Below are 22,960 nucleotides of genomic sequence, written 5' to 3'. Positions count from 1 at the left end.
GCGTCAACCCTCCAGCCGCGCGCGGCGCGCGAGGGGGCGGGTGAACAGCCCGGCGAGGTCGCCGGCCTGCTCGTAGCCCTGGATCGGGGTGAACAGGAGCTCGATCGACCACTTGGTGGCCAGATCCTCGGCCTCGAGCGGGTTGGCGAGGCCGAGCCCGCAGATCGTCAGGTCGGGCCGGGCCGCCCGGCAGCGGTCGAGCTGGTCGTCGAGGCTCTGGCCCTCGGTCACCCGGGTGCCGTCGGGGAGGAGCGCCAGGTCCTCGGCGAGGTGGCCGCGATGCAGGTAGGGCGTGCCGACCTCGATCAGCGCCGCGCCCATCTCCCGCGACAGGAAGCGGGCGAGCGGCACTTCGAGCTGCGAATCGGGGAAGAAGAACACCCGCTTGCCGGCGAGCCGGTCGCGATGGGCCGCGAGCGCCCGCGCCGCGCGGGCGCGGCCGGCCTCGGTGACCGCGGCGAGGCGGGCGGACGGGATCCCGAACGCGCGGGCGGCGGCCGAGAGCCACAGGGTCGTGCCCTCGGCGCCGAGCGGGAACGGGGCCGGGATGCGGGCGGCACCGCGATCCTCCAGCGCCCGGGCGGTGTCGGTGAGGAAGGGCTGGGCGAGGAGGTAGCGGGTGTTCGGGCCGACCGGCGCCCGGTCCGCCGCCCGGCGCCCGGGCAGGAAGCGGACGTTGCCGATGCCGAGATCGCCGAAGAGCCGCGCGAACTGGTCCTCGACCACGTCGGCGAGCGCCCCGACGACGAGGAGAGAGGCATCCTGGCTCCGGGGCAGATCCGGCACCAGGGCGGCGAGGCAGGCGTCTTCCCCTTGGGTGAAGGTCGTCTCGATGCCGCTGCCGGAGTAGCTCAAGACCCGCACGTCGGGCGCGAAGGTGCCGGAGAGGCGCGTCGCGGCCCGGCCGAGATCGAGCTTGATCACCTCGGAGGGGCAGGAGCCGACGAGGAACAGGAGCCTGATGTCGGGCCGGCGCTCCAGCAGGCGGCGCACGACGCGGTCCAGCTCCTCGTGCGCGTCGGCGAGGCCGGCGAGGTCACGCTCCTCGATGATCGCGGTGGCGAATCGCGGCTCGGCGAAGATCATGACGCCCGCCGCCGACTGGATCAGGTGCGCGCAGGTGCGCGAGCCGACCACCAGGAAGAAGGCGTCCTGGATCTTGCGGTGCAGCCAGACGATGCCGGTGAGCCCGCAGAAGACCGCCCGCTGGCCGCGCTCGTGGCGGATCTCGGGGCCGCAGGGGACCGCGGACGGGTGAGCGGACGCCAGCGCCGTCATCGCGCCGCCCCCATCGCGTAGGCGGGTGCCTGCAGGCGGGCCGCCCGCAGCTTGAGCAGGAACTGGCCGGCATTGACCAGGTAGGTGGCGTAGGCCGAGAGCGCGAGCAGCATCAGCCCGGTGGTGGCGAGCGCGCCGGTGGCCAGCGCCACCAGGTAGGCGGTGTGGAGCGCCAGCACCAGCATGCTCACCACGTCCTCCCAGTAGAAGGCCGGGGCGAAGAGGTAGCGCCCGAACACCGCCTTCTCCCACAGGGAGCCGGTGACCATGATGGCGTAGAGCGCCAGGGTCTTGGCGACGACCGAGGCGTTGGCAAGCGCCACGCCCTCGCCGGTGGCCAGCGTGCGCGAGACCAGGGCGAGGCTCACCAGGAAGACCGCGAATTGCAGCGGGGCGAGCACGCCCTGGACCAGGGTCCAGGGCGAGGCGTCGCGGCGGCGGCGCTCGGCCTCGCTGTAGAGAAACGGCCGATCCGTGGACGTCGCCATCGCGCCTGCCCTCCTGGCCGACCCGCGTTGACCGCGGATGCCGATGAGGGAAGCCTAGGACCGGTGAGCCCGGAGTGTCAACCTAAGTTGACAGTTAGTGATCGTGACAATCCTCGGAACCTCTCGCGAAAGTGCCTTGCAGCCGCACGCCGGAGATGTATCCTGCAAGGAAAGCGGATGACGCCACCCGACCTAAGGCGCTCCCAGCGTAGAAGAACCCGATACAAGGTCGAGCAGAACCGGTTTTCCTGCGCATCGGGGAGGTGCTGGTGGGAGATCAAGCGCAGCACGGCACCAGGCCAAGCGGTAGGACGGGTGCCCGCGAGCAGACCTTCCACGACAGGTCTTCTCACGACAGGCCTTCCTGCGAAGTAAACTCCGGGGGAGTACGCAGGAGGCTACGGTGGCGCGACGACCTCGCCGAGGTCGTCGAGGCCGAGATCATCCCGCGACTGATGCTCGCCCATCGCGGCGAGCGCCCGGTGCGCCGGCTCTCATCACGCCCGTGCGCGGCCGACGACATCCTCCGCCTCGGCACCCTGCTGCTGCTGCCCGAGGACCGGGACGTGCTGGCCGAGGTCCGCCGCCTCCTCGACGAGGGCATGAGCCTCGAGGAGGTGCTGACCGGGCTCCTCGCCCCCACGGCCCGGCATATCGGCCGGCTGTGGGAGGAGGACGTCTGCGACTTCGTCCAGGTGACGACCGCGATGGCCCGCCTGCGCCGCCTCGTCCACGACCTCGAGACGCACTGCCTCGATCCGCGGCCGGTCGATCCGGCGAGCCGGCGGGTCCTGCTCGCGCCCGCTCCCGGGGAGACCCACACCTTCGGGCTGACGCTGACCGCCCACTTCCTCGGCGAGACCGGCTGGGACGTGGCGACGAGCTTCGAGCCCTGCCTCACCGACGCGATCGAGCGGCTGCGCGCCGAATGGTTCGACGTGCTCGGCCTGTCGCTGTCCTGCGACGTCCACGTCGAGCGCCTGGCGCTGGCGGTCCCGGTGCTGCGGCGCGCCTCGCGCAACCGCGACCTGCGGGTGGTCGTCGGCGGCCCCGCCTTCGCCGGCCGGCCGGACCGGATCCGGCTCGTCGGCGCCGACGCGGCTGTCGAGGATGCGCGACAGGCGCCCGGAATCTTGCAAAGCTTGCTTGATCTGCGGATTAGAGCCTGCTGAAAGACCTGTTCGGTGCGGTCCGGCGTTTTGGTGGCCCTTGAACAGACCCGTGAGCCCTGCTGCGAAGGAATCTTTCGCGGTGCTTCGAGATGCCGTCTCCCGCCTCGATCCCCGGATGACGGGCAGCCTCGTCGCTGCCGCCAGCGACGTGTCCCTCGTGGTCGACGGCGACGGGGTGATCCGCGACGCCGCCTTCGGAGCCGACGGCCTGTCCGAGGAGGCCGGCGAGACCTGGCTCGGGCGGCGCTGGATCGATACCGTGACGGTGGAGAGCCGGCCCAAGGTCCTGCGCCTGATCGAGGATGCGGAGCCCGGCGCCGTCACGCGCTGGCGCCAGGTCAACCACCCCTCGGCGCAGGGCGGCGCCGACGTGCCGATCCGCTACGCGGCCCTGCGGGTGCCCGACGACGACCGCATCATCGTGATCGGCCGCGACCTGCGGGCGCTCTCGGCCCTGCAGCAGCGGCTGACGGACTCGCAGCAGGCGCTCGAGCGCGACTACGCCCGCCTGCGCGGTGCCGAGACCCGCTACCGGGTGCTGTTCCAGCTCGCCGGCGAGCCGATCCTGATCGTCGACGCCGCGACCCGCCGCATCGGCGAGGTCAACCCGGCCGCCGCCCGCCTGCTCGGCCGGGCGGTCAAGCGCGTCGTCGGGCGCGACCTCGTCGACCTGTTCGAGCCCGAGAGCGCCCGCGCCGTCCAGGCGCTGCTCGTCGGCCTGCGCCTGACCGGCCAGGCCGAGGACCTCGCCGCCCGGCTCGCCCAGCGGCGCGGCGAGGCGCGGGTCTCCGCCACCCTGTTCCGCGAGGAGGCGGGGACGAGCGTTCTCGTCCGCCTCAGCCCGCTCGCGCCGGTCGAGAGCCCGGCGGCCCTGCGCTCCGGGGCGCTCGACGTGATCGAGGCGATGCCCGAGGGCTTCGTCGTCACCGACCGCGACCGTCGCATCATCGGGGTCAACGCCGCCTTCCTCGACCTCGCCCAGCTCGCCACCGAGCACCAGGCCAAGGGCGAATCGCTCGATCGCTGGCTGGGGCGCGAGGGCACCGAGATCGCGGCGCTCTTCACGACGCTCGCCGAGCACGGCGCGGTGCGCCACTTCGCCACCGTGGTGCGGGGCGAGTTCGGGGCGGTGGACGAGGTCGAGGTCGCGGCGGTCTCGGTGCCGGGGGGCGACCGGCCCTGCTTCGGCTTCACCCTGCGCAGCCTGCCCCGGCGCGTCGCCGCCGCGATGCCCGGGAGCCTGCCGGGCGGGCGCGAGCTGCCGCGCTCGGTCGAGCACATGACCGAGCTCGTCGGCCGCGTCTCGATGAAGGCGCTGGTGCGCGAGACCACCGACCTGATCGAGCGGCTGTGCATCGAGGCGGCTTTGCGCATCACCCACGACAACCGCGCCTCGGCGGCCGAGATGCTGGGCCTGAGCCGCCAGGGCTTCTACGCCAAGATGCGCCGCTACGGCCTCGGCGACCTCGACGGCTCCGAGGAACCCGACGACGCCGACGCCTGAGCCGCGCACGCTTGCGTGACGGCACGGCCGGAAGTGTAAAGTCCGCTTGACACTCGCGCGGGGCGGTTCCACCCTCCCGGCATGTCGACCGAGCCCCTGCTCAAGCCCCTGCCGAAGCCGCCGCTCCTGGCAAAGCCGTCGGCGGTGCCGGAGCCGGGCGCGCTCCTCGAACTGCTCAAGCCGATCACCTGGTTCGCCCCGATGTGGGCCTTCGCCTGCGGGGTGGTCTCGTCCGGCGTCCCGGTCCAGGGGCGCTGGCCGGTGATCCTCGCCGGGATCCTGCTCGCCGGCCCCCTGGTCTGCGCCACCAGCCAGGCCGCGAACGACTGGTTCGACCGGCACGTCGACGCCATCAACGAGCCGGACCGGCCGATCCCCTCGGGCCGCATGCCGGGCCGCTGGGGCCTCTTCGTCGCGCTCGCCTGGACGCTGCTGTCGCTCGCCGTCGCGGCCTTGCTCGGTCCCTGGGTGCTCGGCGCGGGCGTGTTCGGCCTGGCGCTCGCCTGGGCCTACAGCGCGCCGCCGCTCCGGCTGAAGCGCAACGGCTGGTGGGGCAACGCCGCCTGCGGCCTCTGCTACGAGGGCCTGCCCTGGTTCACCGGCGCCGCCGTGATGGCGGGCGCCCTGCCGGACGGGCGGATCGTGCTCGTCGCCGCGCTCTACAGCCTGGGCGCCCACGGCATCATGACCCTCAACGACTTCAAGTCGATGGAGGGCGACCGGCGCACCGGCATCCGCTCGCTGCCGGTCCAGCTCGGCGCCGGCCGCGCCGCCCGCCTCGCCTGCCTCGTCATGGCGGCGCCGCAGGTCGTGGTCGTCGCGGCGCTGGCAGCCTGGGGAATGCCCTGGCACGCCGCCCTCGTCGCCGCCCTGCTCGCCGGCCAGGGCGTCCTGATGCGCCGCTTCCTGTCCGATCCGCACCGGTGGGCCGCCTGGTACAACGGCACCGGCACGCTGCTCTCGGTGCTCGGCATGCTCACCGCGGCGCTCGCCCTGCAGGGAGGCGCCGCATGAGCGCGACGACCGGCTTCGGCTGGGGCACCATCGTGCGCCTCGGCCTCGTCCAGACCGCCCTCGGCGCCATCGTGGTGCTGATCACCTCGACCCTCAACCGGGTGATGGTGGTGGAACTGGCACTCCCCGCCGCCCTGCCCGGCGGGCTCGTGGCGCTGCACTACGCCGTGCAGATCTTGCGCCCGCGCTGGGGCTACGGCTCGGATCTCGGCCGGCGCCGCACGCCGTGGATCGTCGGCGGCATGGCGCTGCTGGCGCTCGGCGGGCTCGGGGCGGCCCTCGGCACGGCGCTCGTCGCCGGGCAGCCGGCGCTCGGCTTCGTCGTCCTCGTCGTGTCCTTCCTCGCCGTCGGCATCGGGGTCGGGGCGGCCGGCACCTCCCTCCTGGTGCTGCTCTCCACCGGCGTCGCGCCCCACCGCCGCGGCGCGGCCGCGACGATCGTCTGGATCATGATGATCGCCGGCTTCGTCGTCACCGCGCCGACCGCCGGGCACCTCCTCGACCCGTTCTCGGGCGAGCGCCTCGTCGCGGTCTCGGGCAGCGTGTCGCTGATCGCCTTCCTGGTCGCGCTCGCGGCGGTGTGGGGCGTCGAGCCGGCCCGCGCCCCGGCGGCCCCGCAGCCGCCCGGGCCGGCACGGCCCTTCGCCCGGGTGCTGGCCGAGGTCTGGGCCGAGCCGGAGGCGCGCCGCTTCACGGTGTTCGTCTTCCTGGCCATGCTCGCCTACAGCGCGCAGGAACTGATTCTCGAGCCTTTCGCCGGCCTCGTCTTCGCGCTCTCGCCTGGGGCGACCACCAAGCTCTCGGGTCTCCAGAACGGCGGGGTGCTCGCCGGCATGATCCTGGTGGCGCTCGTCACCGCCAACGGGCGCGGGAAGCTGGCCTCGCTGCGGCTCTGGACCGTCGCCGGCTGCCTCGGCTCGGCGGCGGCGCTCGCCGCCATCGCGGCCTGCGGCCTTGCGGGGCCGGGCGCGCCGCTGCGGACCTGCGTCGCCGGGCTCGGCCTGTTCAACGGCATGTTCGCGGTCGCGGCGATCGGCTCGATGATGGCGCTCGCCGGCCATGGCGGGGCTCCCGACGGCGAGAGCCGCCACGGCACCCGGATGGGGGTGTGGGGCGCGGCCCAGGGCATCGCCTTCGGGCTCGGCGGCTTCCTGGGCGCGGCGGGCGTCGACCTCGCCCGCCTCGCCTTCGGCACGGTGGTGCCGGCCTACGCGACGGTGTTCGTCACCGAGGCGGCCCTGTTCCTCGTCGCGGCCGGGCTCGCCGCCCGGATCGGCCGTCCGGCCCGGGATCCGCGGCCGCTCGAAGGCTTGTCGGTGCGGCACGCGGTCTGAGCGAAGCCGATTTCCGCGTCGCGAAGCGATCAGCCGGAAATCGTCTGACACGAAACGATCCGGCCGCGAGCCGGCCCGGACGGGAGGCACGGCCATGGACGAGACGATCCTCGACGCGGTGGTGGTGGGAGGCGGGCCGGCCGGGGCGACGGCGGCGGCGGACCTCGCGCGGCTCGGGCGCCGGGTCGTGCTGCTCGACCGGGCCGGACGCATCAAGCCCTGCGGCGGCGCGATCCCGCCCCGGCTGATCCGCGACTTCGCGATTCCCGACGAGCTCCTGGTGGCGAAGATCCGCTCCGCCCGGATGGTCTCGCCCAAGGACCGCGCGGTCGACATGCCGGTCGGCGAGGGCTTCGTCGGCATGGTCGACCGCGGCCCGTTCGACGAGTGGTTGCGCGTGCGCGCGGCGCTCGCCGGGGCCGAGCGGGTGACCGGCACCTACCTGCGCCTCTCCCGCGCCGGCGACGGGCCGGTGACCGTGCGGTACCGCGACGCCGCCGGGGCGGAGGCGTCCCTGCGCACCCGCCTGGTGATCGGGGCCGACGGCGCCAACTCGGCGGTGGGCCGCCAGGAGGTTCCCGCGCATGCCCGGATGCGGCAGGTCTTCGCCTATCACGAGATCGTCCGCACGCCGCCCGGCGGCGCCGTCGAGGATACGCGCTGCGACGTCTACTATCAGGGCGTCCTGTCGCCGGACTTCTACGCCTGGATCTTTCCGCACGGCGACACGCTGAGCATCGGCACCGGCAGCGCGAGGAAGGGATTCTCGCTGCGCGGGGCGGTCGGCCGCCTGCGCGCCGCGACCGGGCTCGATCGCGGCGAGACGATCCGGCGCGAGGGCGCGCCGCTGCCGCTCAAGCCGCTCGCGCGCTTCGACAACGGCCGCGACGTGCTGCTGACCGGCGACGCCGCCGGCCTCGTCGCCCCGGCCTCGGGCGAGGGCATCTACTACGCGATGTTCGGCGGGCGCCTCGCCGCGCAGGCCGCGCACGACTTCCTCGCCACCGGCAACCCCCGCGCCCTGGGCCAGGCGCGGCGCCGCTTCCTCCGGACGCATGGCCGGGTGTTCTGGATCCTGCGGCTGATGCAGTCGGTCTGGTACCGCAACGATGCCTTGCGCGAGCGCTTCGTCAGCATCTGCCGCGACCCCGACGTGCAGTCGCTGACCTGGGACGCCTACATGAACAAGGAACTGGTGCGGGCCAAACCCGCCGCGCATGCCCGGATCTTCTTCAAGGACCTCGCGCATCTCTTCCGCTGGGTGTCGCCGTGAGCGGGGGCTGGACCCCGATCGTCGTGGCGGCGCTCGCCGCCATCGTGGTGGCGGCGGCCGGCGCGTGGCTCACCGCCCTCGGTCCCTGGTACCGCAGCCTGCGGGTCCCGTCCTGGAAGCCGCCCGACTGGGCGTTCGGGCCGGTCTGGACCACCATCTTCACGCTCACCGCCATCGCCGGGGTCCTGGCCTGGAACGCCGCCCCGGACGGGCGCGAGCGGACCTGGCTCATCGCCGCCTTCGGGGTGAACGGTCTCCTCAACATCGCCTGGAGCGGGGTGTTCTTCCGCCTGCGCCGGCCGGACTGGGCGCTCGTCGAGGTCGCCGCCCTGTGGCTGTCGGTGCTGGGGCTGATCGTGGTCGTCGGGCGGCATTCCGGCCTCGGGGCGGCGCTGCTTCTGCCCTACCTCGCCTGGGTCGGCATCGCGGCCCTGCTCAACCGGTCGATCGTGCGGCTGAACGGACCGTTCTGATCGGACCTCGCAAGCATCGGCGGGTCGGCCGCCCGGCCTCGTTCTGTCCACTCCTCGACGGAGTTCTTCGCTGGCGAAAAATCGGATCGTACGGGATCGATTGAGACGGATGCGACATCGTGAACCGCGACGCGATTTCGGTGAACGCGCACCCTGTTTTTCGAGTTTGCAGGGCTGGAACCGGTCGTCACCTACGTTACCTTCCCGGTCGACTGCGCATCTTCGGTGCCTGCAGGAGGATTGATGCGTGCCTGACCTCCTCACCAGCGGTCACATCGTCGACGTCGCGCTGCTGATCGTCGCCGCGGAGGCCGGATACCTCGCCCTGTGGCGGCGCGGGCCGGGACGGACCGCCCTCCTGATCAATCTCGCCTCCGGGGCCTGCCTGATGCTCGCCCTGCGCCTCGTCCTTGCCGGGGCTCCCGGATTCTGGCTCGCCGCCGCCCTCGCGGGGGCGGGCGCCGCCCACGTCGCCGATCTCTGGCTGCGGTTGCGCTCCGCCGCCCCATAACCCCGGAGGAAGCCCCGATGCGCCGCCAGCCCGTCACCCGCCGCCTGCTCACCGCTCTTGCCGGCTCCGGCGCGCTCAGCCTCGCGGCCGGCGCGGCCCTGGCACAGCCGGCCGGCTCCGACCTCGTCGAGAAGGGCCGCTATCTCGCCACCGCCGGCGACTGCGTCGCCTGCCACACGGCGCCGGGGGGCAAGCCCTATGCGGGCGGGCTCTACATCAACTTCCCGGGCGGCATCGGCAAGCTCGCGACCCCGAACATCACCCCCGACAAGGAGACCGGCATCGGCAGCTGGAGCGACGACGACTTCAAGCGCGCGATGCACCAGGGCATCACCAAGAGCGGCAGCTACCTCTACCCGGCGTTTCCCTTTCCCTGGTACACCCGCCTGAGCGACGAGGACGTGCAGGCGATCAAGGCCTACCTGTTCTCCCTTGAGCCGGTGAACGCGCCGCGCAAGCCGACCGACATCGCCTTCCCGTTCAGCATCCGCGAGGGATTGCTCGCCTGGCGCCTCGCCTTCTTCACCGAAGGGCGGTTCAAGCCCGATCCGCAGGCGAGCGAACAGGTCAACCGCGGCGCCTACCTGGTCGGAGGCCCCGGCCATTGCGGCGCCTGCCACAACGGCAGCAAGCTCGTCGGCGCCTCGCAATGGAGCGGCTACCTCGAGGGCGGCACGATCGACGGCTGGTACGCGCCCAACCTCTCGGGCGACGACAAGGAGGGGCTGGGCAAGTGGAGCGAGGACCAGCTCTTCACCTACCTCAAGACCGGTGCGGCGCCCGGCCGGGCCGGCGTGGTCGCCGGGCCGATGCGGCAGGTGATCGAGGAGAGCCTGAGCAAGATGACCGACGAGGACGTACGCGCCATCGCGGTCTACCTCAAGACGCTGGCGCCCAAGCCCACCTATACGCCCGACGTGAAGTCCGACTTCAAGCAGGCCTCGGCCCCGGGGGCGGACGTCTATCTCAACCGCTGCGTCGCCTGCCACCGGCCGGACGGCCAGGGCCAGCCCGGAGCGATCCCGGCGCTGGCCGGCAACGGCGCGGTGCTGGCCAAGGGACCCGAGACGGTGATCCGGGTGATTCTCGGCGGCCTCGACGCCAAGGGCGAGTACGCGGCGATGCCGGCGGTGGGCGTCGGCATGACCGATGCCGACGTGGCGGCGGTGACGAACTACGTCCGCCAGACCTTCGGCAACGAGGCCCCGCCGACCGCCGAGCCCGGCCAGGTGGCGAGCCTGCGCGCCGAGACCCAGAGCATGCTGGCCGGAAACGCCCCGTGCGAGACCGTCTCGAACCCGAAGCTGGTCGAGGCGCTGAAGACCGTCGACGCGGCGGGCCAGCTCAAGGACCTCAAGGCCGAGCAGATGCTGCCGCGGGTGAGCGCCCTGCTGCCGGCCCTGCGCCAGGCCGCGCCGCAGGCGAGCTCGGCCGACCTGGTCAACGGGCTGACCGCCACCTTCTGCCAGGTGGCCGACCACAAGGCCACCGGCCTCGACTGGCCGACGACGATCGGCAGTTTCGCCGGCGTGGTCTACGGGCAGGTGAAGAACCCGAGCCGGGTGGAGAAGTAGACGCCGCTGCGGCGAGCCGTCGATCCGGTCGGGCCGAGCACGCGCCCGCCGCGCTCGGCCGTCTCGAAGCGCGATCCTCGAGGCCCGGATTCGCACCTGGAGACCAGGCCTGCTGTCGACCGGGACGCTGCCCTGCGGGCGGCAAGCCTCGGTCGCCCTCGGCCCCGGGCACCCTCCCCGCCGCCTCTATTGATCGTAGCTGACCACCAGCCTGTCCGTCGTCGGGTAGCACTGGCAGGTCAGGATGTAGCCCTGGCGCACCTCGTAATCTTCCAGCGCGTGGTTCGTGATCATCTCGGCCTCGCCCTCCAGCACCTTGGCGCGGCAGGTCGAGCAGACGCCGGCCTTGCAGGCGTAGGGCGCGTCCAGGCTGTTCGCCAACGCGGCGTCGAGCAGGCTCTCGCCCTGCTTGGGCATCCGGAAGGTGCGCGTCGCACCGTCGAGGGTCACGGTCGCCTCGCATTGGGCCTCCGCGGCCGATGCCGCCGTCCCGGCCGCCCGCGCCCTGGCCCGGCCCGGCTGGCCCGAGGCGAAGAGCTCGAACTTGATCTGCGCGTCCGACAGGCCGTGCTCGCGCAGGGACGCGGCAATCGCCAGCATCATCGGCTCCGGCCCGCAGATGAAGGCGGTGTCGACCGACCCGACATCGATCCAGAGGCGGAACAGCGCGGCGCATTTGTCGGCGTCGACGCGCCCGGTGAAGAGGTCGATCTCCTGCGTCTCGCTCTCGAGCACGTGGACGACCGACAGCCGGCCGAGATGCGCGCTCTTGAGGTCGTCCAGCTCCTCGCGGAACATGATCGAGGAGATCTGGCGGTTGGCGTAGACCAGCGTGAAGCGCGAGCGCGGCTCGCGGGCGAGCACCGTCTTGAGGATCGACAGGACGGGCGTGATGCCGCTGCCGCCGGCAAATCCCAGATAGTGCTTGGCGACCTCCGGCTCGATCGGCGCGTGGAACGTACCCATCGGCGGCATGGCTTCGAGCACGTCGCCGGGCCTCAGCTCCTGGTTGGCCCAGGTCGAGAACGCGCCGCCCTCGACGCGCTTGATGCCGACCTTGAGCGCCCCCTCGTCCCGGCCGGCGCAGATCGAGTACGAGCGGCGCAACTCGACGCCGTCGAAGGCGCGCCGGAAGGTCAGGTACTGGCCTTGGGTGAACGCGAAGGCGTCAGCATCGCCGTCGCGGGGCCTGAGGGTGAGGACCACCGCGTCCCGGGTTTCGCGCCGGACCTCCGCGACGTCGAGGGGATAGAAGCGTGCCATGACCGCCGGTCGTCCCAGGTTTGAGAAGTGTCCGCCGACGTCGAGACCGTGTCGTCGCGGACCATGCTGTCGAATCGAGGCCGGGAACGGCGCTCGAACGCGCCGCTCCGAGCAGACTTGCGTTGGCAGGCCAACGCTTCGCCCGCTTAGGTTCCTGTTTCGTCGCAGATTGTCGGCGCCGAACCGGCAACCATTTCGGCGAAATCCGCTTAGATGCACTTGAAGTAGTCGAACGGCTCGAGGCAGTCCGTGCAGCGCCAGCTCGCCTTGCAGGGCGTCGAGCCGAACTGGCTGACCCGCTCGGTCCGGTTCGAGCCGCAGCGCGGGCAGGCGACCGCGAGGTTCGAGCCGCCGGCGAGCCGGCCGACCCGCCCGAGCAGCCGGCCGTCCGCCGCCGTCCCGTCGATCGGCGGGGCGATGCCATAGGCCCGCAGCTTCTCCCGGGCGGCCTCGCCGATCCAGTCGCTGGTCCAAGGGGGCGTCAGCGATCGCTCGATGCGCACGCGCGCGATCCCATGCTCGTGCAACGCCACCTCGATCGCGACGTTGATCGCGGCCGTCGCGGGGCAGCCCGAATAGGTCGGCGTCACCGTGACCACCAGGGTGTCGCCGTCCCAGGTCAGATCGCGGACGATGCCGAGATCGACCACCGAGATCACCGGGATCTCGGGGTCGGGCACCGCGGCGAGCCAGCCGCGGATCTCGTCGGGCGCCGGCCGGGCGTGAGCCTGCATGGCGCCCTACCAGGTCGCGCCGGGATAGGCGCGCTGCAGGAACTGCATCTCGGCCAGCATGCGCCCGAGATGCTCGGTGTGGACGCCCCGGCGGCCGCCCTTCTGGGCGAACGACCCGGGCGGCACCGCGAGCGTCGCCTCGGCCAGGACCGGCAGCACCGCGGCGTCGAAGGCGGCGCGCAGGCTGGCCGGATCGGGGGCGATGCCGGCCTCGGCCAGGGTCGCGTCCGCGGCGTCGCTCAAGAAGAGCTCGCCCGCATAGGGCCACAGGATGTCGAGCGCCGCCTGCATCCGGCGATGGCTCTCCTCGGTGCCGTCGCCGAGCCGCACGACCAGGTCGGCCGACTTCTCGAGATGGTAATGCGCCTCCTTGATCGCCTTCGCGGCGATCTCGGCGACGCGCGGCTCCGACGATGCGGTCAGGGCGCGCAGCATCGCGACGTGCCAGGCGTCGAACAGGAACTGGCGCATGACCGTCTGGCCGAAATCGCCGTTCGGCAGCTCGACCATGAGGACGTTGCGGAAGTCCCAGACGTCGCGCAGGAAGGCGAGGTCGTCGGCGGTGCGCCCCCTCCCCTCGACCTCGCCGGCAAGGCCGAGCCAGAACTGGGTCTGGCCGATCAGGTCGAGGGCGATGTTGGCGACGCCGATGTCCTCCTCCAGCACCGGGCCGTGGCCGCACCATTCCGACAGGCGGTGGCCGAGGACCAGGGTGTTGTCGCCCATCCGGGTCAGGAACTCGAACAGCGCGGCGCGGGCCGGCGCCAGCGGGGCGTCCCGGGCCGCCTCGGGAGCCGGGTGAGCCCCGGCCGCGGCCGCCGCGGCGAGGGCGGCGGCGTCCTTGGTCATCACGTCGGGCAGGGACGACATCACATATGCCCCACTTCGTCCGGGATGTCGTAGAAGGTCGGGTGCCGGTAGACCTTGCTGTTGGCCGGCTCGAACAGCGGGCCCTTGTCGCTCGGGCTCGACGCCACGATGTCGCTCGACCGCACCGCCCAGATGCTCACGCCCTCGTTGCGCCGCGTGTAGACGTCGCGGGCGTTCTTGATCGCGAGCGCCGCGTCGGGCGCGTGCAGGCTGCCGACGTGGCGGTGGTTCAGGCCGTGCTGACCGCGGATGAAGATCTCCCATAACGGCCATTCGCTGGACATGCTCGATCCTCCCGGGATGTCGTGTTGCGGGGCGGCTCGTGCCGGGCGCCCGGCTACTCGGCCGCCACCGCCATGGCGGAGCGGCGCACCTGCTTGTCCGCATGGGCCTTGAGCCCGTCGCGAAACCACGCGCCGTCCTCCCAGGCCTTCACCCGGGCGCCCAGCCGCTCGCGGTTGCACGGGCCGTTGCCGGCGATGACCTCGTAGAACTCGTTCCAGTCCGGCTCGGAGAAATCGTAGCCGCCCTTCTCCTCGTTCCAGCGCAGCCCCTCGTCCGGGACCGTCAGGCCGAGATGCTCGGCCTGCGGCACGGTCTGGTCGACGAACTTCTGGCGCAGCTCGTCATTGGTGTTCATCTTGATCTTCCAGGCCATCGACTGGGCCGAGTGGACCGAGTCCTTGTCGGACGGTCCGAACATCATCAGCGCCGGGTACCAGAACCGGTTGAGGGCATCCTGCGCCATGTGCTTCTGGGCCGGGGTGCCGCGCGCCATCCTCATCATGAGGTCGTAGCCCTGGCGCTGGTGGAAGCTCTCCTCCTTGCAGATCCGGATCATCGCCCGGCTGTAGGGGCCGTAGGAGGTCCGCTGCAGCGGCACCTGGTTCATGATCGCCGCGCCGTCGACCAGCCAGCCCACCGCGCCCATGTCGGCCCAGGTCAGGGTCGGGTAGTTGAAGATCGACGAGTACTTCATCGTGCCGGCGTGGAGCCGTTCCATCAGCTCGTCGCGGCTGACGCCGAGCGTCTCGGCGGCGCAGTAGAGGTAGAGGCCGTGCCCGGCCTCGTCCTGGACCTTGGCGAGCAGGATCGCCTTGCGCTCCAGCGTCGGCGCCCGGGTGATCCAGTTGCCCTCCGGCAACTGCCCGACGATCTCCGAATGGGCGTGCTGTCCGATCTGCCGGATCAGGGTCTTGCGGTAGCCCTCGGGCATCCACTCCTTCGGCTCGATCTTCTCGCCGCGGTCGATCCGCTCCTGGAAGGCGCGCTCCTCGGCCGACATCTCGTCGCGGCCGCGGACATGGGTGCTGTCGGTCTTCACCAGCTGCGCGTACATGCCGTGACCCTCCTGCCGGTTGCGGACCGTGACGGGGTTCCGAACGCCGCCCGGTGCGTGCTCCGACGCGATCGGGCTTCGAGCCGTCCTCCCGGGCGCGGCGGCCCTTGTCGTCGGCCCATGGAGGCCGATCGTCTGCGACAGTCCCTACCACCGAAAGCATCACATCACAACGCGGTTTTGCAGATTTATTGTGATGTTTCGATCCGGCCTCGAAGGGCGGCGGCCGGTACCGCAGGGCGGGTCAGGCGTCTCGGACCCGGGTCAGGGAGGCGGTGCGCCCGAGGGTCTCGGCCGTTCGCGCGGGCAACGGGCCGTCGCCGGCCAGGAGATGCTGCCCGACATAGCGGTCGGCGGCGGGCGAGAGGCGCAGGTAGAGGTCGGCGAAGAGCCGGCGGGCGCGGTGCCCGCTCCAGTCGGGCGGCAGGGTCGCGGCGGGCAGGCGCGCATCCCTGAGCGCCGCGTGGCGGTAGGCGTGGACGAGGAGCAGCCGCAGTTGCAGCGCCTCGGCGTCGGTCGGGCACAGCCCGGCCGCGAGCGCCTCGTCGATGCCCGCGAAGGTCGCCAGGAAGGCCGCGTAGGCGGCCTCGAAGGCGGCGAGGTCCCAATGCGCGGCGACGAGGTCCGCGAGCCGCGACCCCGCCGCCCGGTCGGCCTTCGGCCCGACCTCGAAGACCACCAGGGCGGGATCCGCCGGCCGGTGATGGTCCGGCCCGAGCAGCCATTGCGGCCCGAGGCGGACGAAGCCCGCCCGCTCCAGCGCCGGCCCTGCCTCGCCGTCCGGCTCCGCCCCGAGCCAGACGAGCAGCCAGCCGGTCTCGGGCTGCGGCTCGAACAGGGTCCGGGCGGCCGACAGGAACTCGCGCCGCGCCGCCGCGGTGAGCTGATAGAAGCTGCGCCGGCCCTGGCGCTCGCCGGTGAGCTGCCCGGCGGCCACGAGCCGCGACACCGCGGTCCGCACCAGCGTCTCGCTGATGCCGACCATCCGGCAGGTCTCGACGATGTTGCCCATCCACAGCCGGCCGCCGCGCGGCTCGACGACGTCGCCGTAGAGGGTGACGATGAAGCCGCCCGAGCGCAGCGACACGGCATCCACGAGGCGCGAGATCAGGGCCGCTCCCCGGGCCTCCCCGTTGCGATCCGCCGAGGATCCGCGCGCGTCGCTCACACCGCCTCCCGACCCGGGCGGGTGCCGCCGCCGTCATCCGTCGTCCCGTCCTCGACCGAAACGGAGCGGGCCCGGCGACTTACGCAGAAATCGGCGACCGCACAACCGGACCGCGATCCCGGGGCTCCGATGCCGGGCGCGGGAGCCGGCGGCACGGACCCGCACCGGTCGTCAGCAGCAGCCGAGGCGGCGGTAATAGCCGGCAACGGCCGCCTCGAAGCCCGGCATGGCCCGCCAGAGGCCCGCGCGCGCGGGCATCGCCGCCCGGCAGGCATCGCGCAGGGCCCGGTGCGCGCCATCAAGGTCGACGCCGAGGACGACCCCGTCCCGCACGACCGTGCGCCCGGCGACGATCAGCTCCCGGACGTGGCGCTTGGTGGCACGGGCGAACAGCAGGTCGAGGGGGTCGACCTCCGCCAGAGCGTCCTCGTCGAGCGCGGCGCGGTCGAGGACGAGGAGATCGGCGGGGGCGCCCACCGCGATCCGTCCGCCCTCAGGCGCGCCGACCGCGATGCGGCCGGTCTCCAGCGCCATCGCCAGGGCCCGGCGCGGCGCGATCTCGGCGTCGAAGCCCCAGCCGCCATGCAGCGACCAGAGCAGGCGCAGCTCGCGCAGGGCGTCGTCGTCCTCGTCGAAGGCCTGGCCGTCGAGGCCGAGGGCCACGCGGCAGCCGCGGCGCACCATCTCGGCCACCGGCGCGATCCCGGAGCGGAGCGCCAGATTGGACGAGGTGTTGACGGCGATCACGCAGCCGGCCTCGGCGATCATCTCGAGCTCGTCCGGTCGCGCATGGACGCAATGGGCGAGGGTCAGCCGCGGCGAGAGCAGCCCGATCTCGCGCCAGCGCCGCACGAGGCCGCCCGGATAGGTCCGGTCGGCCCAGTCGCGCTGGTAGCGGGTCTCGAACAGATGGGTCGTGACCCGGCGACCGGTGCGGGCGGAGGCCTCGGCGACCGCCTCCCAGAGCCCGTCCGAGCCCCATTGCGGCCCGTTCGGGGCGTATTGCACGTCGACCATCGGTCCGCCGACCGCGTCCGCCGTCGCCTCGACCCGGGCGAGCTGCTCGGCGAGCGGCGCCATCGGACTCAGGAACCGCGACTCGATCTCTGACCGCGTGGCCGGGTCGAGAGCGTCGAGCACCGCGGCGTGGTCGCCGTAGACCAGAGGGTTGCGGTCGCGCAGGCCGATGCCGAGGGCGATGCGCACCCCCACGTCGCGGGCGGCGCGGGCCATCGCCTCCGCCTCGGTGGGATAGTCGGTCAGCCCCGTCGGCCGGACCTGATGGATCATCACCGCGCCCTGGCCGCCGAGCGCCGCCCGGGCCAGGGGCGCCAGGGTCGCCAGGTAGGGATCGACCGGCGCGAGGAGCGCCAGGCGGTGGAGCCAGGTCTCCAGCGGCTTGTTGAAGCCGCCGACAGAGCTCGGCCGCAGGGGCCGGGCATGGTCGTGGGCATTGGCGAGCGCCGGCAGGACGACGGTGTCCTCCGAAACCGCCGCGGCTCCGGGAGCCGCCGCGGCCTCGAGGGCGGCGATCCGCCCGTCCGCGATGGTGATGGCGAGATCCCGGACCGCGCCCTGCGCGTCGAAACCATGTCGGGCCGCAAGGGTGCGCACCGGGATCCTCCTTCGGCGTCTCGGGACCGCGAGGGTACGCTCGGGACGCGGCGACAGGAAGGCGTGGCGGGATCGATGCGGCCCGGGGGGCGGCGCGGCCCCGGGGCCTCGCCCCTCGGGCCTCCCGACGGACCGCGCCGGCCGGCGGCGCGTCCCGGCGCGATTCCGGGTCCGCCTCGCTCGACGCGCCGCCGGCGCCGGGCGATGCTGCTCCTTCCGCGCCCGCCGATCCCGGATCCCGAGCCATGACGCATCGCCTCCCCGCCTCGCCCGAGACCTGCCGCTGGGGTTACCTCGACGCGACCGTACCGCCGGTCCTGACGATCCGCAGCGGCGAGCGGGTGACGATCGAGACCGTCTCGGGCGGGCCCGACGCCCTGCCGCCGGAGGGCTTCCACGTGCCACCGGAGCTGCGGGCGATCCACGCCGCCGAGACCGGCATCCCCTCGGGCCACATCCTGACGGGACCGGTGGCAATCGAGGGCGCGCGGCCCGGCGACGTGCTGGAGGTGCGGATCCTCGACGTGTCGCTGCGCCAGGACTGGGGCTACAACCGGCACCGGCCGCTCGCCGGCACCCTGCCGGACGACTTCCCGGCCTTCCACCACATGACCCTGCCGCTCGACCGCGGGCGCCTGACCGCCCGGATGCCGTGGGGGCTCGAGATCCCGCTCGCGCCGTTCTTCGGCGTGATGGCGGTGGCCCCGCCGCCGGCCTGGGGCCGCTGCACCTCGATCGTGCCGCGTGCCTTCGGCGGCAACCTCGACAACAAGGAGCTGGTGGCCGGCACCACCCTCTTCCTGCCGGTCCTCGCCGAGGGCGCGCTCTTTTCCTGCGGCGACGGCCACGGCGCGCAAGGCGACGGCGAGGTCAACGTCACGGCGATCGAGACGGCGCTCTCCGGGACGTTCGAACTCGTCCTGCGCCAGGACCTGGCGCTCGCGTATCCCCGGGCCGAGACGCCGACCCACGTGATCACGATGGGCCTCGACCCCGACCTCGACCGTTGCGCCGAGCGCGCCCTGCGGGAGATGATCGACCTCGTGGTCGGCCGTGTCGGCGTCACCCGCGACGAGGCCTACGCCCTGTGCAGCATCGCCGCCGACCTCCGGGTGACCCAGACGGTCAACCAGCACAAGGGCGTCCACTGCATGCTGCGCAAGGACTACATGATATGACGAAGGCCGGACCGGCCGGCGGGGTCGCTGTCGAGGGTGCGCCGCGCCGGGAGACAGCCGCGGATGGGCAGGGCGGACGACGCGACCGGGCGTGGCCGTGATCGGCGGCTCGATGGCCGGCTCCCCCGCGGCGAGCATCGGACCTCGGAGCCTGCCTGGCTCGATTTCGAGATTTTCGCCATTTGTCGATTTTATCTTGAGGCGATGGCGATCGAATATCAATCTAACGAAATCCAAATCCATCTATCGTAGCGATTCCCGAATTGATGATTACAATGAGAGCCTTTTTGAGAAAATAATCGAGACTATCCCGCCCTCCCACCTCGGGACGAGGTGGGAGGGCGGGATATCTCAGGATCTCTGTCGGGCTGCCGAACCTGGCGCCTCCGGGCGAGAGCCATGCGACGGGCGCTCCCTCTCCCGGGCGGCGCGAGCGGACGTCGCCTGTCTGGAATGCCTCCAGGCCGCGTTGACGGGGCCGGCCGCGAATGTCAGCCTTGCTGCCATATTTGCGTGGTCCCGAGAGGCCGGAGGAACCGGCCCCCACCGCGCCAGGAGGAGGAACACGCGATGGGTTCGCCCGCGACCACCCCGTCCCTTCGGTCGGTCAACCTCGACGACAAGTACGACCTCTCCCGCGATCGGGTCTTCGTCACCGGCACCCAGGCCGTGATCCGGATGCTGCTGATGCAGCAGGCCCGCGACCGGGCGGCGGGGCTCAACACCGCGGGCTTCGTGTCGGGCTATCGCGGCTCGCCGATCGGCGGGCTCGACCAGAACCTGGTGCGGGCCAAGAAGGTGCTCGACCAGGCCGGCATCGTCTTCCAGCCCGGCCTCAACGAGGAGCTGGCCGCCACCGCCCTGTGGGGCGCCCAGCAGGCCGAGATGCGCGGCGAGGGCCGCTACGACGGCGTCTTTGGCCTCTGGTACGGCAAGGGCCCGGGCGTCGACCGCTCCGGCGACGTTTTCCGCCACGCCAACATGGCCGGCACCTCGCGCCACGGCGGCGTGCTGGCGCTGATGGGCGACGACCACACGGCGGAATCCTCCACCGTCGCGCACCAGTCGGAGTTCCACTTCGTCGACGTGATGTCGCCGATCCTCAACCCGGCCGGCGTCCAGGAGATCCTGGATTACGGGCTCTACGGCTACGCGATGAGCCGCTATTGCGGCACCTGGGTCGCCTTCAAGTGCATCAAGGAGAACATCGAATCGACCGCGAGCGTCGACGCCCGCCTCGACCGGGTGAAGATCGTGCTGCCCGACGACTTCCTGATGCCGCCGGGCGGGCTCAACATCCGCACGCCGGACGGCATCCTGGAGCAGGAGGCCCGCCTCCAGGACTTCAAGCGCGACGCCATGATGGCCTTCGTGCGCGCCAACGGGCTCAACCGGATCGTGCTCTCGGGCGGGCGCCAGCCGAAGATCGGCATCATCACGGTCGGAAAATCCTATCTCGACGTGCGCCAGGCGATGGACGACCTCGGCCTCGACGAGGTCAAGGCCAACGACATGGGCTTGCGCCTCTACAAGGTCGCCTGCCCGTGGCCGCTGTCGCGGCGCGAACTGGCGGAGTTCGCCGAGGGCCTCGACCTCGTGATGGTGGTGGAGGAGAAGCGCTCGCTGATCGAGGTGCAGCTGCGCGAGGAGCTGTACGGATCGGCCAACCAGCCGGTCTGCATCGGCAAGCGGGATGAAGCGGGCCACTGGCTCTTCCCGGTGAAGGGCGCGCTCGATCCCAACGACATCGCGGTGGCTTTGGGCGAGCGCCTGCTGCGCTACCACCGCAACGACGACCTCGCGGGCCGCGTCGCGCGGCTCAAAGGCGCGCAGGAGCGGTTGGCCCAGACCGTCGATATCGCGGCCCGGGTCCCGCATTTCTGCGCCGGCTGCCCGCACAATTCCTCGACCAAGGTGCCCGACGGCATGCGGGCCTATGCGGGCATCGGCTGCCACTACATGGCGCAGTGGATGGACCGCGAGACCGACGGCTTCACCCAGATGGGCGGCGAGGGCGCGAACTGGATCGGCGAGAACGCCTTTTCCAAGCGTGGCCATGTCTTCCAGAATCTCGGCGACGGCACCTACAACCATTCGGGATCGCTGGCTTTGCGCTGGGCCGTCGATACCGGAACGACGATCACCTACAAGATCCTGTTCAACGACGCGGTCGCCATGACCGGCGGCCAGCCGCACGAGGGCGGGCTCACCGTCGACCGCATCGCCGCGCAGGTGCGGGCGGAAGGCGTGGAGCGCATCGCGCTCGTCACCGACGAGCCGGACAAGTACCCCTCGACCGTGAGCTGGCCGCACGGGCTCACCATCCACCACCGGGACGAGCTGGACGCGGTCCAGCGCGAACTCGCCGCCGTGCCGGGCGTCTCGGTGATGATCTACGACCAGACCTGCGCCTCCGAGAAGCGCCGGCGGCGCAAGCGCAACGCCTATCCCGACCCCGACAAGCGGGTGATCATCAACGAACTCGTCTGCGAGGGCTGCGGCGACTGCTCGGTGCAGTCGAACTGCGTCGCGGTGCAGCCGGTCGAGACCGAGTTCGGCCGCAAGCGCCGCATCGACCAGTCGAGCTGCAACAAGGACTTTTCCTGCGTGAAGGGCTTTTGCCCGTCCTTCGTGACGGTGCACGGCGCCAAGCCCCGTAGCAAGCCGGCCAGTGTCCCGGTCGCGACCGAGGCGTCGCCGGATGCGGGGATCCCCGAGCCGGCGATTCCTGCGATCGACGGCACCTACAACCTGATCGTCACCGGCGTCGGCGGGACCGGCGTGGTGACGGTCGGGGCGATCCTCGGCATGGCGGCGCATCTCGAGGGCAAGGGCCTCGGCATGATCGACATGGCCGGCCTCGCCCAGAAGGGCGGCGCGGTGTTCAGCCACGTGCGGCTGGCCAACCACCAGGAGGACATCCACGCCATCCGGGTCGGGGCGGGCGCGGCCGACCTCGTGCTCGGCTGCGACCTCGTGGTCAGCGGCAACCGCAAGGTGCTGTCGGCGATCGCGAAGGGCCGCACCCACCTCGTCGTCAACACCGCCGAGGTGATGCCCGGCGAGTTCACCCGCCGGCCCGACTTCTCCCTGCCGGCCGAGCGGATCAAGCGGGCGATCCGCGAGGCCGCGGGCGCGGAGCACGCGGACTTCACCGACGCGACGAGCCTCGCCGTCTCGGTGCTGGGGAATGCGCTCGCCGCCAACATGTTCATGCTGGGCTTCGCCTGGCAGCGCGGGCGGGTGCCGCTGTCGCGGGACGCGCTCCTGAAGGCGATCGAGCTCAACCGTGAGGCGGTGGCGATGAACCGCGCGGCCTTCGCCTGGGGCCGGCGCGCGGCGGCCTCGCCTGAGACCATGCGGGCGGTCGAGGCCCCGGCCCCGGACCTGGCGCCGGACCTCGACGGGGTGATCGCCAAGCGCGTCGCCTTTCTGACCGCCTACCAGGACGCGGCGTACGCCGAGCGCTACGCCAAGGCTGTTTCCGCCGTGCGGGTGCGGGAAGCCGCGATCGTGCCCGGCCAGTCGGCCCTGACCGACGCCGCCGCCCGCTCGCTCTTTCGGCTGATGGCCTACAAGGACGAGTACGAGGTCGCGCGGCTCTACATCGACGGAAGCTTCCAGGCGCAAGTCCAGCGCACCTTCGAGGGCGACGACCTCCGCTACGAGTTCCACCTCGCGCCCCCGCTCCTCGCCCGTCGCGACCCCGCCACCGGCCGGCCGCGCAAGATGACCTTCGGGCCCTGGATGATGACGGCCTTCGGGATGCTGGCCCGGATGAAGCGTCTGCGCGGCACCGCCCTCGACCCGTTCGGCTACACGCGGGAGCGGCGCGAGGAGCGGCGGCTGGTCCAGGACTTCGAGGCGCGGCTCACGGAGATCGCCCGCGACCTCACGCCCGCCAACCACGCGGCCGCGGTCGGCTTGGCCGGTCTGCCCCAGCGCATCCGCGGCTACGGACCGGTGAAGGCGAGGAACCTGGAGGCGGTGCGGGACGAGGAGACGGCGTTTCTGGCGCGGTTCCGCACCGACGACGCCCCGCTCGCGACGGCGGCGGAGTAGGCTCCCTTCTCCCTCTCCCCGCGGCCGGCAGGGCTATCCGGGGCACACTCGAGACGAGAAGAGCACGGGTTATCCCCTCCCCCCTCTGCGGGGGAGGGTGGCCCCCGAACG

The 22,960-nt window shown here is 72.2% G+C and carries 19 protein-coding genes; 10 read left to right on the top strand and 9 right to left on the bottom strand.

The features are described 5' to 3' along the window. Positions 1 to 3 precede the first annotated feature (3 nt). Together V3T34_RS13000 and bchF are read right to left on the bottom strand one after the other, a co-directional pair. A complete protein-coding gene (locus V3T34_RS13000) occupies positions 4 to 1,278 on the bottom strand; it encodes a ferredoxin:protochlorophyllide reductase (ATP-dependent) subunit N (protein WP_305076432.1) in 1,275 nt (424 codons plus the stop codon). Then, positions 1,275 to 1,766: a 2-vinyl bacteriochlorophyllide hydratase gene (gene bchF / locus V3T34_RS12995; RefSeq protein ID WP_060845447.1), complete on the bottom strand. Its 492-nt coding sequence runs from the start codon at positions 1,764 to 1,766 to the stop codon at positions 1,275 to 1,277. Before bchF ends, V3T34_RS13000 begins: the two co-directional genes overlap by 4 nt. A 455-nt stretch (positions 1,767 to 2,221) precedes the next feature. On the opposite strand from bchF, the gene V3T34_RS12990 reads away from it, so the two are divergent. The 8 genes from V3T34_RS12990 to V3T34_RS12955 all read left to right on the top strand — a co-directional run bounded on the left by V3T34_RS12990 (position 2,222) and on the right by V3T34_RS12955 (position 10,621). Next, entirely contained in the window at positions 2,222 to 2,938 is a 717-nt protein-coding gene (locus V3T34_RS12990) for a cobalamin B12-binding domain-containing protein (protein WP_060845446.1), read from the top strand. Positions 2,939 to 3,017: 79 nt separating this feature from the next. Next, on the top strand, positions 3,018 to 4,442 hold the full coding sequence (ppsR, locus tag V3T34_RS12985; protein ID WP_060845445.1) for a transcriptional regulator PpsR: 1,425 nt from the start codon (positions 3,018 to 3,020) through the stop codon (positions 4,440 to 4,442). A gap of 81 nt (positions 4,443 to 4,523) precedes the next feature. Continuing rightward, positions 4,524 to 5,456: a chlorophyll synthase ChlG gene (gene chlG, locus V3T34_RS12980; RefSeq protein ID WP_305076433.1), complete on the top strand. Its 933-nt coding sequence runs from the start codon at positions 4,524 to 4,526 to the stop codon at positions 5,454 to 5,456. Then, on the top strand, positions 5,453 to 6,790 hold the full coding sequence (locus V3T34_RS12975; RefSeq protein WP_305076434.1) for a BCD family MFS transporter: 1,338 nt from the start codon (positions 5,453 to 5,455) through the stop codon (positions 6,788 to 6,790). Before chlG ends, V3T34_RS12975 begins: the two co-directional genes overlap by 4 nt. Positions 6,791 to 6,884: 94 nt before the next feature. Beyond that, positions 6,885 to 8,063 (top strand): geranylgeranyl diphosphate reductase, encoded by a 1,179-nt coding sequence (locus tag V3T34_RS12970; RefSeq protein ID WP_305076435.1) that lies wholly within the window; start codon positions 6,885 to 6,887, stop codon positions 8,061 to 8,063. Beyond that, complete coding sequence (locus V3T34_RS12965) at positions 8,048 to 8,536, top strand: TspO/MBR family protein (RefSeq protein WP_091883283.1); 489 nt, start codon at positions 8,048 to 8,050, stop codon at positions 8,534 to 8,536. The genes V3T34_RS12970 and V3T34_RS12965 overlap by 16 nt, the downstream gene beginning before the upstream one ends. 247 nt (positions 8,537 to 8,783) lie before the next feature. Next, the gene (locus tag V3T34_RS12960; protein ID WP_060845441.1) at positions 8,784 to 9,047 is read left to right on the top strand and encodes a hypothetical protein; all 264 of its coding nucleotides are present in this window, start codon (positions 8,784 to 8,786) and stop codon (positions 9,045 to 9,047) included. Positions 9,048 to 9,064: 17 nt separating this feature from the next. Further along, positions 9,065 to 10,621 carry a c-type cytochrome gene (locus V3T34_RS12955; RefSeq protein WP_305076436.1) on the top strand — a complete coding sequence of 519 codons (1,557 nt, stop codon included), beginning with the start codon at positions 9,065 to 9,067 and terminating at the stop codon, positions 10,619 to 10,621. Between the two features lie 186 nt (positions 10,622 to 10,807). Here the strand turns inward: V3T34_RS12955 and paaE are convergent, their stop codons facing one another. The 7 genes from paaE to V3T34_RS12920 form a co-directional block, all read right to left on the bottom strand. After that, the gene (gene paaE, locus V3T34_RS12950; protein ID WP_091883157.1) at positions 10,808 to 11,884 is read right to left on the bottom strand and encodes a 1,2-phenylacetyl-CoA epoxidase subunit PaaE; all 1,077 of its coding nucleotides are present in this window, start codon (positions 11,882 to 11,884) and stop codon (positions 10,808 to 10,810) included. Between the two features lie 209 nt (positions 11,885 to 12,093). Continuing rightward, positions 12,094 to 12,618: a 1,2-phenylacetyl-CoA epoxidase subunit PaaD gene (paaD, locus tag V3T34_RS12945; RefSeq protein ID WP_305076437.1), complete on the bottom strand. Its 525-nt coding sequence runs from the start codon at positions 12,616 to 12,618 to the stop codon at positions 12,094 to 12,096. Positions 12,619 to 12,624: 6 nt separating this feature from the next. Next, positions 12,625 to 13,488, bottom strand: a complete 864-nt coding sequence (gene paaC / locus V3T34_RS12940; RefSeq protein ID WP_331369188.1) for a 1,2-phenylacetyl-CoA epoxidase subunit PaaC — start codon at positions 13,486 to 13,488, stop codon at positions 12,625 to 12,627. Continuing rightward, positions 13,488 to 13,772 (bottom strand): 1,2-phenylacetyl-CoA epoxidase subunit PaaB, encoded by a 285-nt coding sequence (gene paaB, locus V3T34_RS12935; protein WP_060845437.1) that lies wholly within the window; start codon positions 13,770 to 13,772, stop codon positions 13,488 to 13,490. The genes paaC and paaB overlap by 1 nt, the downstream gene beginning before the upstream one ends. A gap of 53 nt (positions 13,773 to 13,825) precedes the next feature. Next, complete coding sequence (gene paaA / locus V3T34_RS12930; protein ID WP_060845436.1) at positions 13,826 to 14,827, bottom strand: 1,2-phenylacetyl-CoA epoxidase subunit PaaA; 1,002 nt, start codon at positions 14,825 to 14,827, stop codon at positions 13,826 to 13,828. 244 nt (positions 14,828 to 15,071) lie between these two features. Next, complete coding sequence (locus tag V3T34_RS12925; protein ID WP_305076440.1) at positions 15,072 to 15,995, bottom strand: PaaX family transcriptional regulator C-terminal domain-containing protein; 924 nt, start codon at positions 15,993 to 15,995, stop codon at positions 15,072 to 15,074. A 171-nt stretch (positions 15,996 to 16,166) separates the two neighbouring features. Further along, entirely contained in the window at positions 16,167 to 17,609 is a 1,443-nt protein-coding gene (locus V3T34_RS12920) for an amidohydrolase family protein (RefSeq protein WP_305076441.1), read from the bottom strand. A gap of 245 nt (positions 17,610 to 17,854) precedes the next feature. Here V3T34_RS12920 and V3T34_RS12915 point away from each other — a divergent pair, with 245 nt between their 5' ends. Together V3T34_RS12915 and V3T34_RS12910 are read left to right on the top strand one after the other, a co-directional pair. Then, complete coding sequence (locus tag V3T34_RS12915; protein ID WP_305076442.1) at positions 17,855 to 18,787, top strand: acetamidase/formamidase family protein; 933 nt, start codon at positions 17,855 to 17,857, stop codon at positions 18,785 to 18,787. Between the two features lie 570 nt (positions 18,788 to 19,357). Then, on the top strand, positions 19,358 to 22,849 hold the full coding sequence (locus V3T34_RS12910) for an indolepyruvate ferredoxin oxidoreductase family protein (protein ID WP_305076443.1): 3,492 nt from the start codon (positions 19,358 to 19,360) through the stop codon (positions 22,847 to 22,849). Positions 22,850 to 22,960 lie beyond the last annotated feature (111 nt).

This window comes from Methylobacterium ajmalii (genome assembly GCF_036448855.1).
Taxonomy (GTDB): Bacteria; Pseudomonadota; Alphaproteobacteria; order Rhizobiales; family Beijerinckiaceae; genus Methylobacterium; species Methylobacterium ajmalii.
The sequence above is the reverse complement of the archived record's forward strand: the minus strand, read 5'-3'. Positions and strand labels throughout refer to the sequence as shown.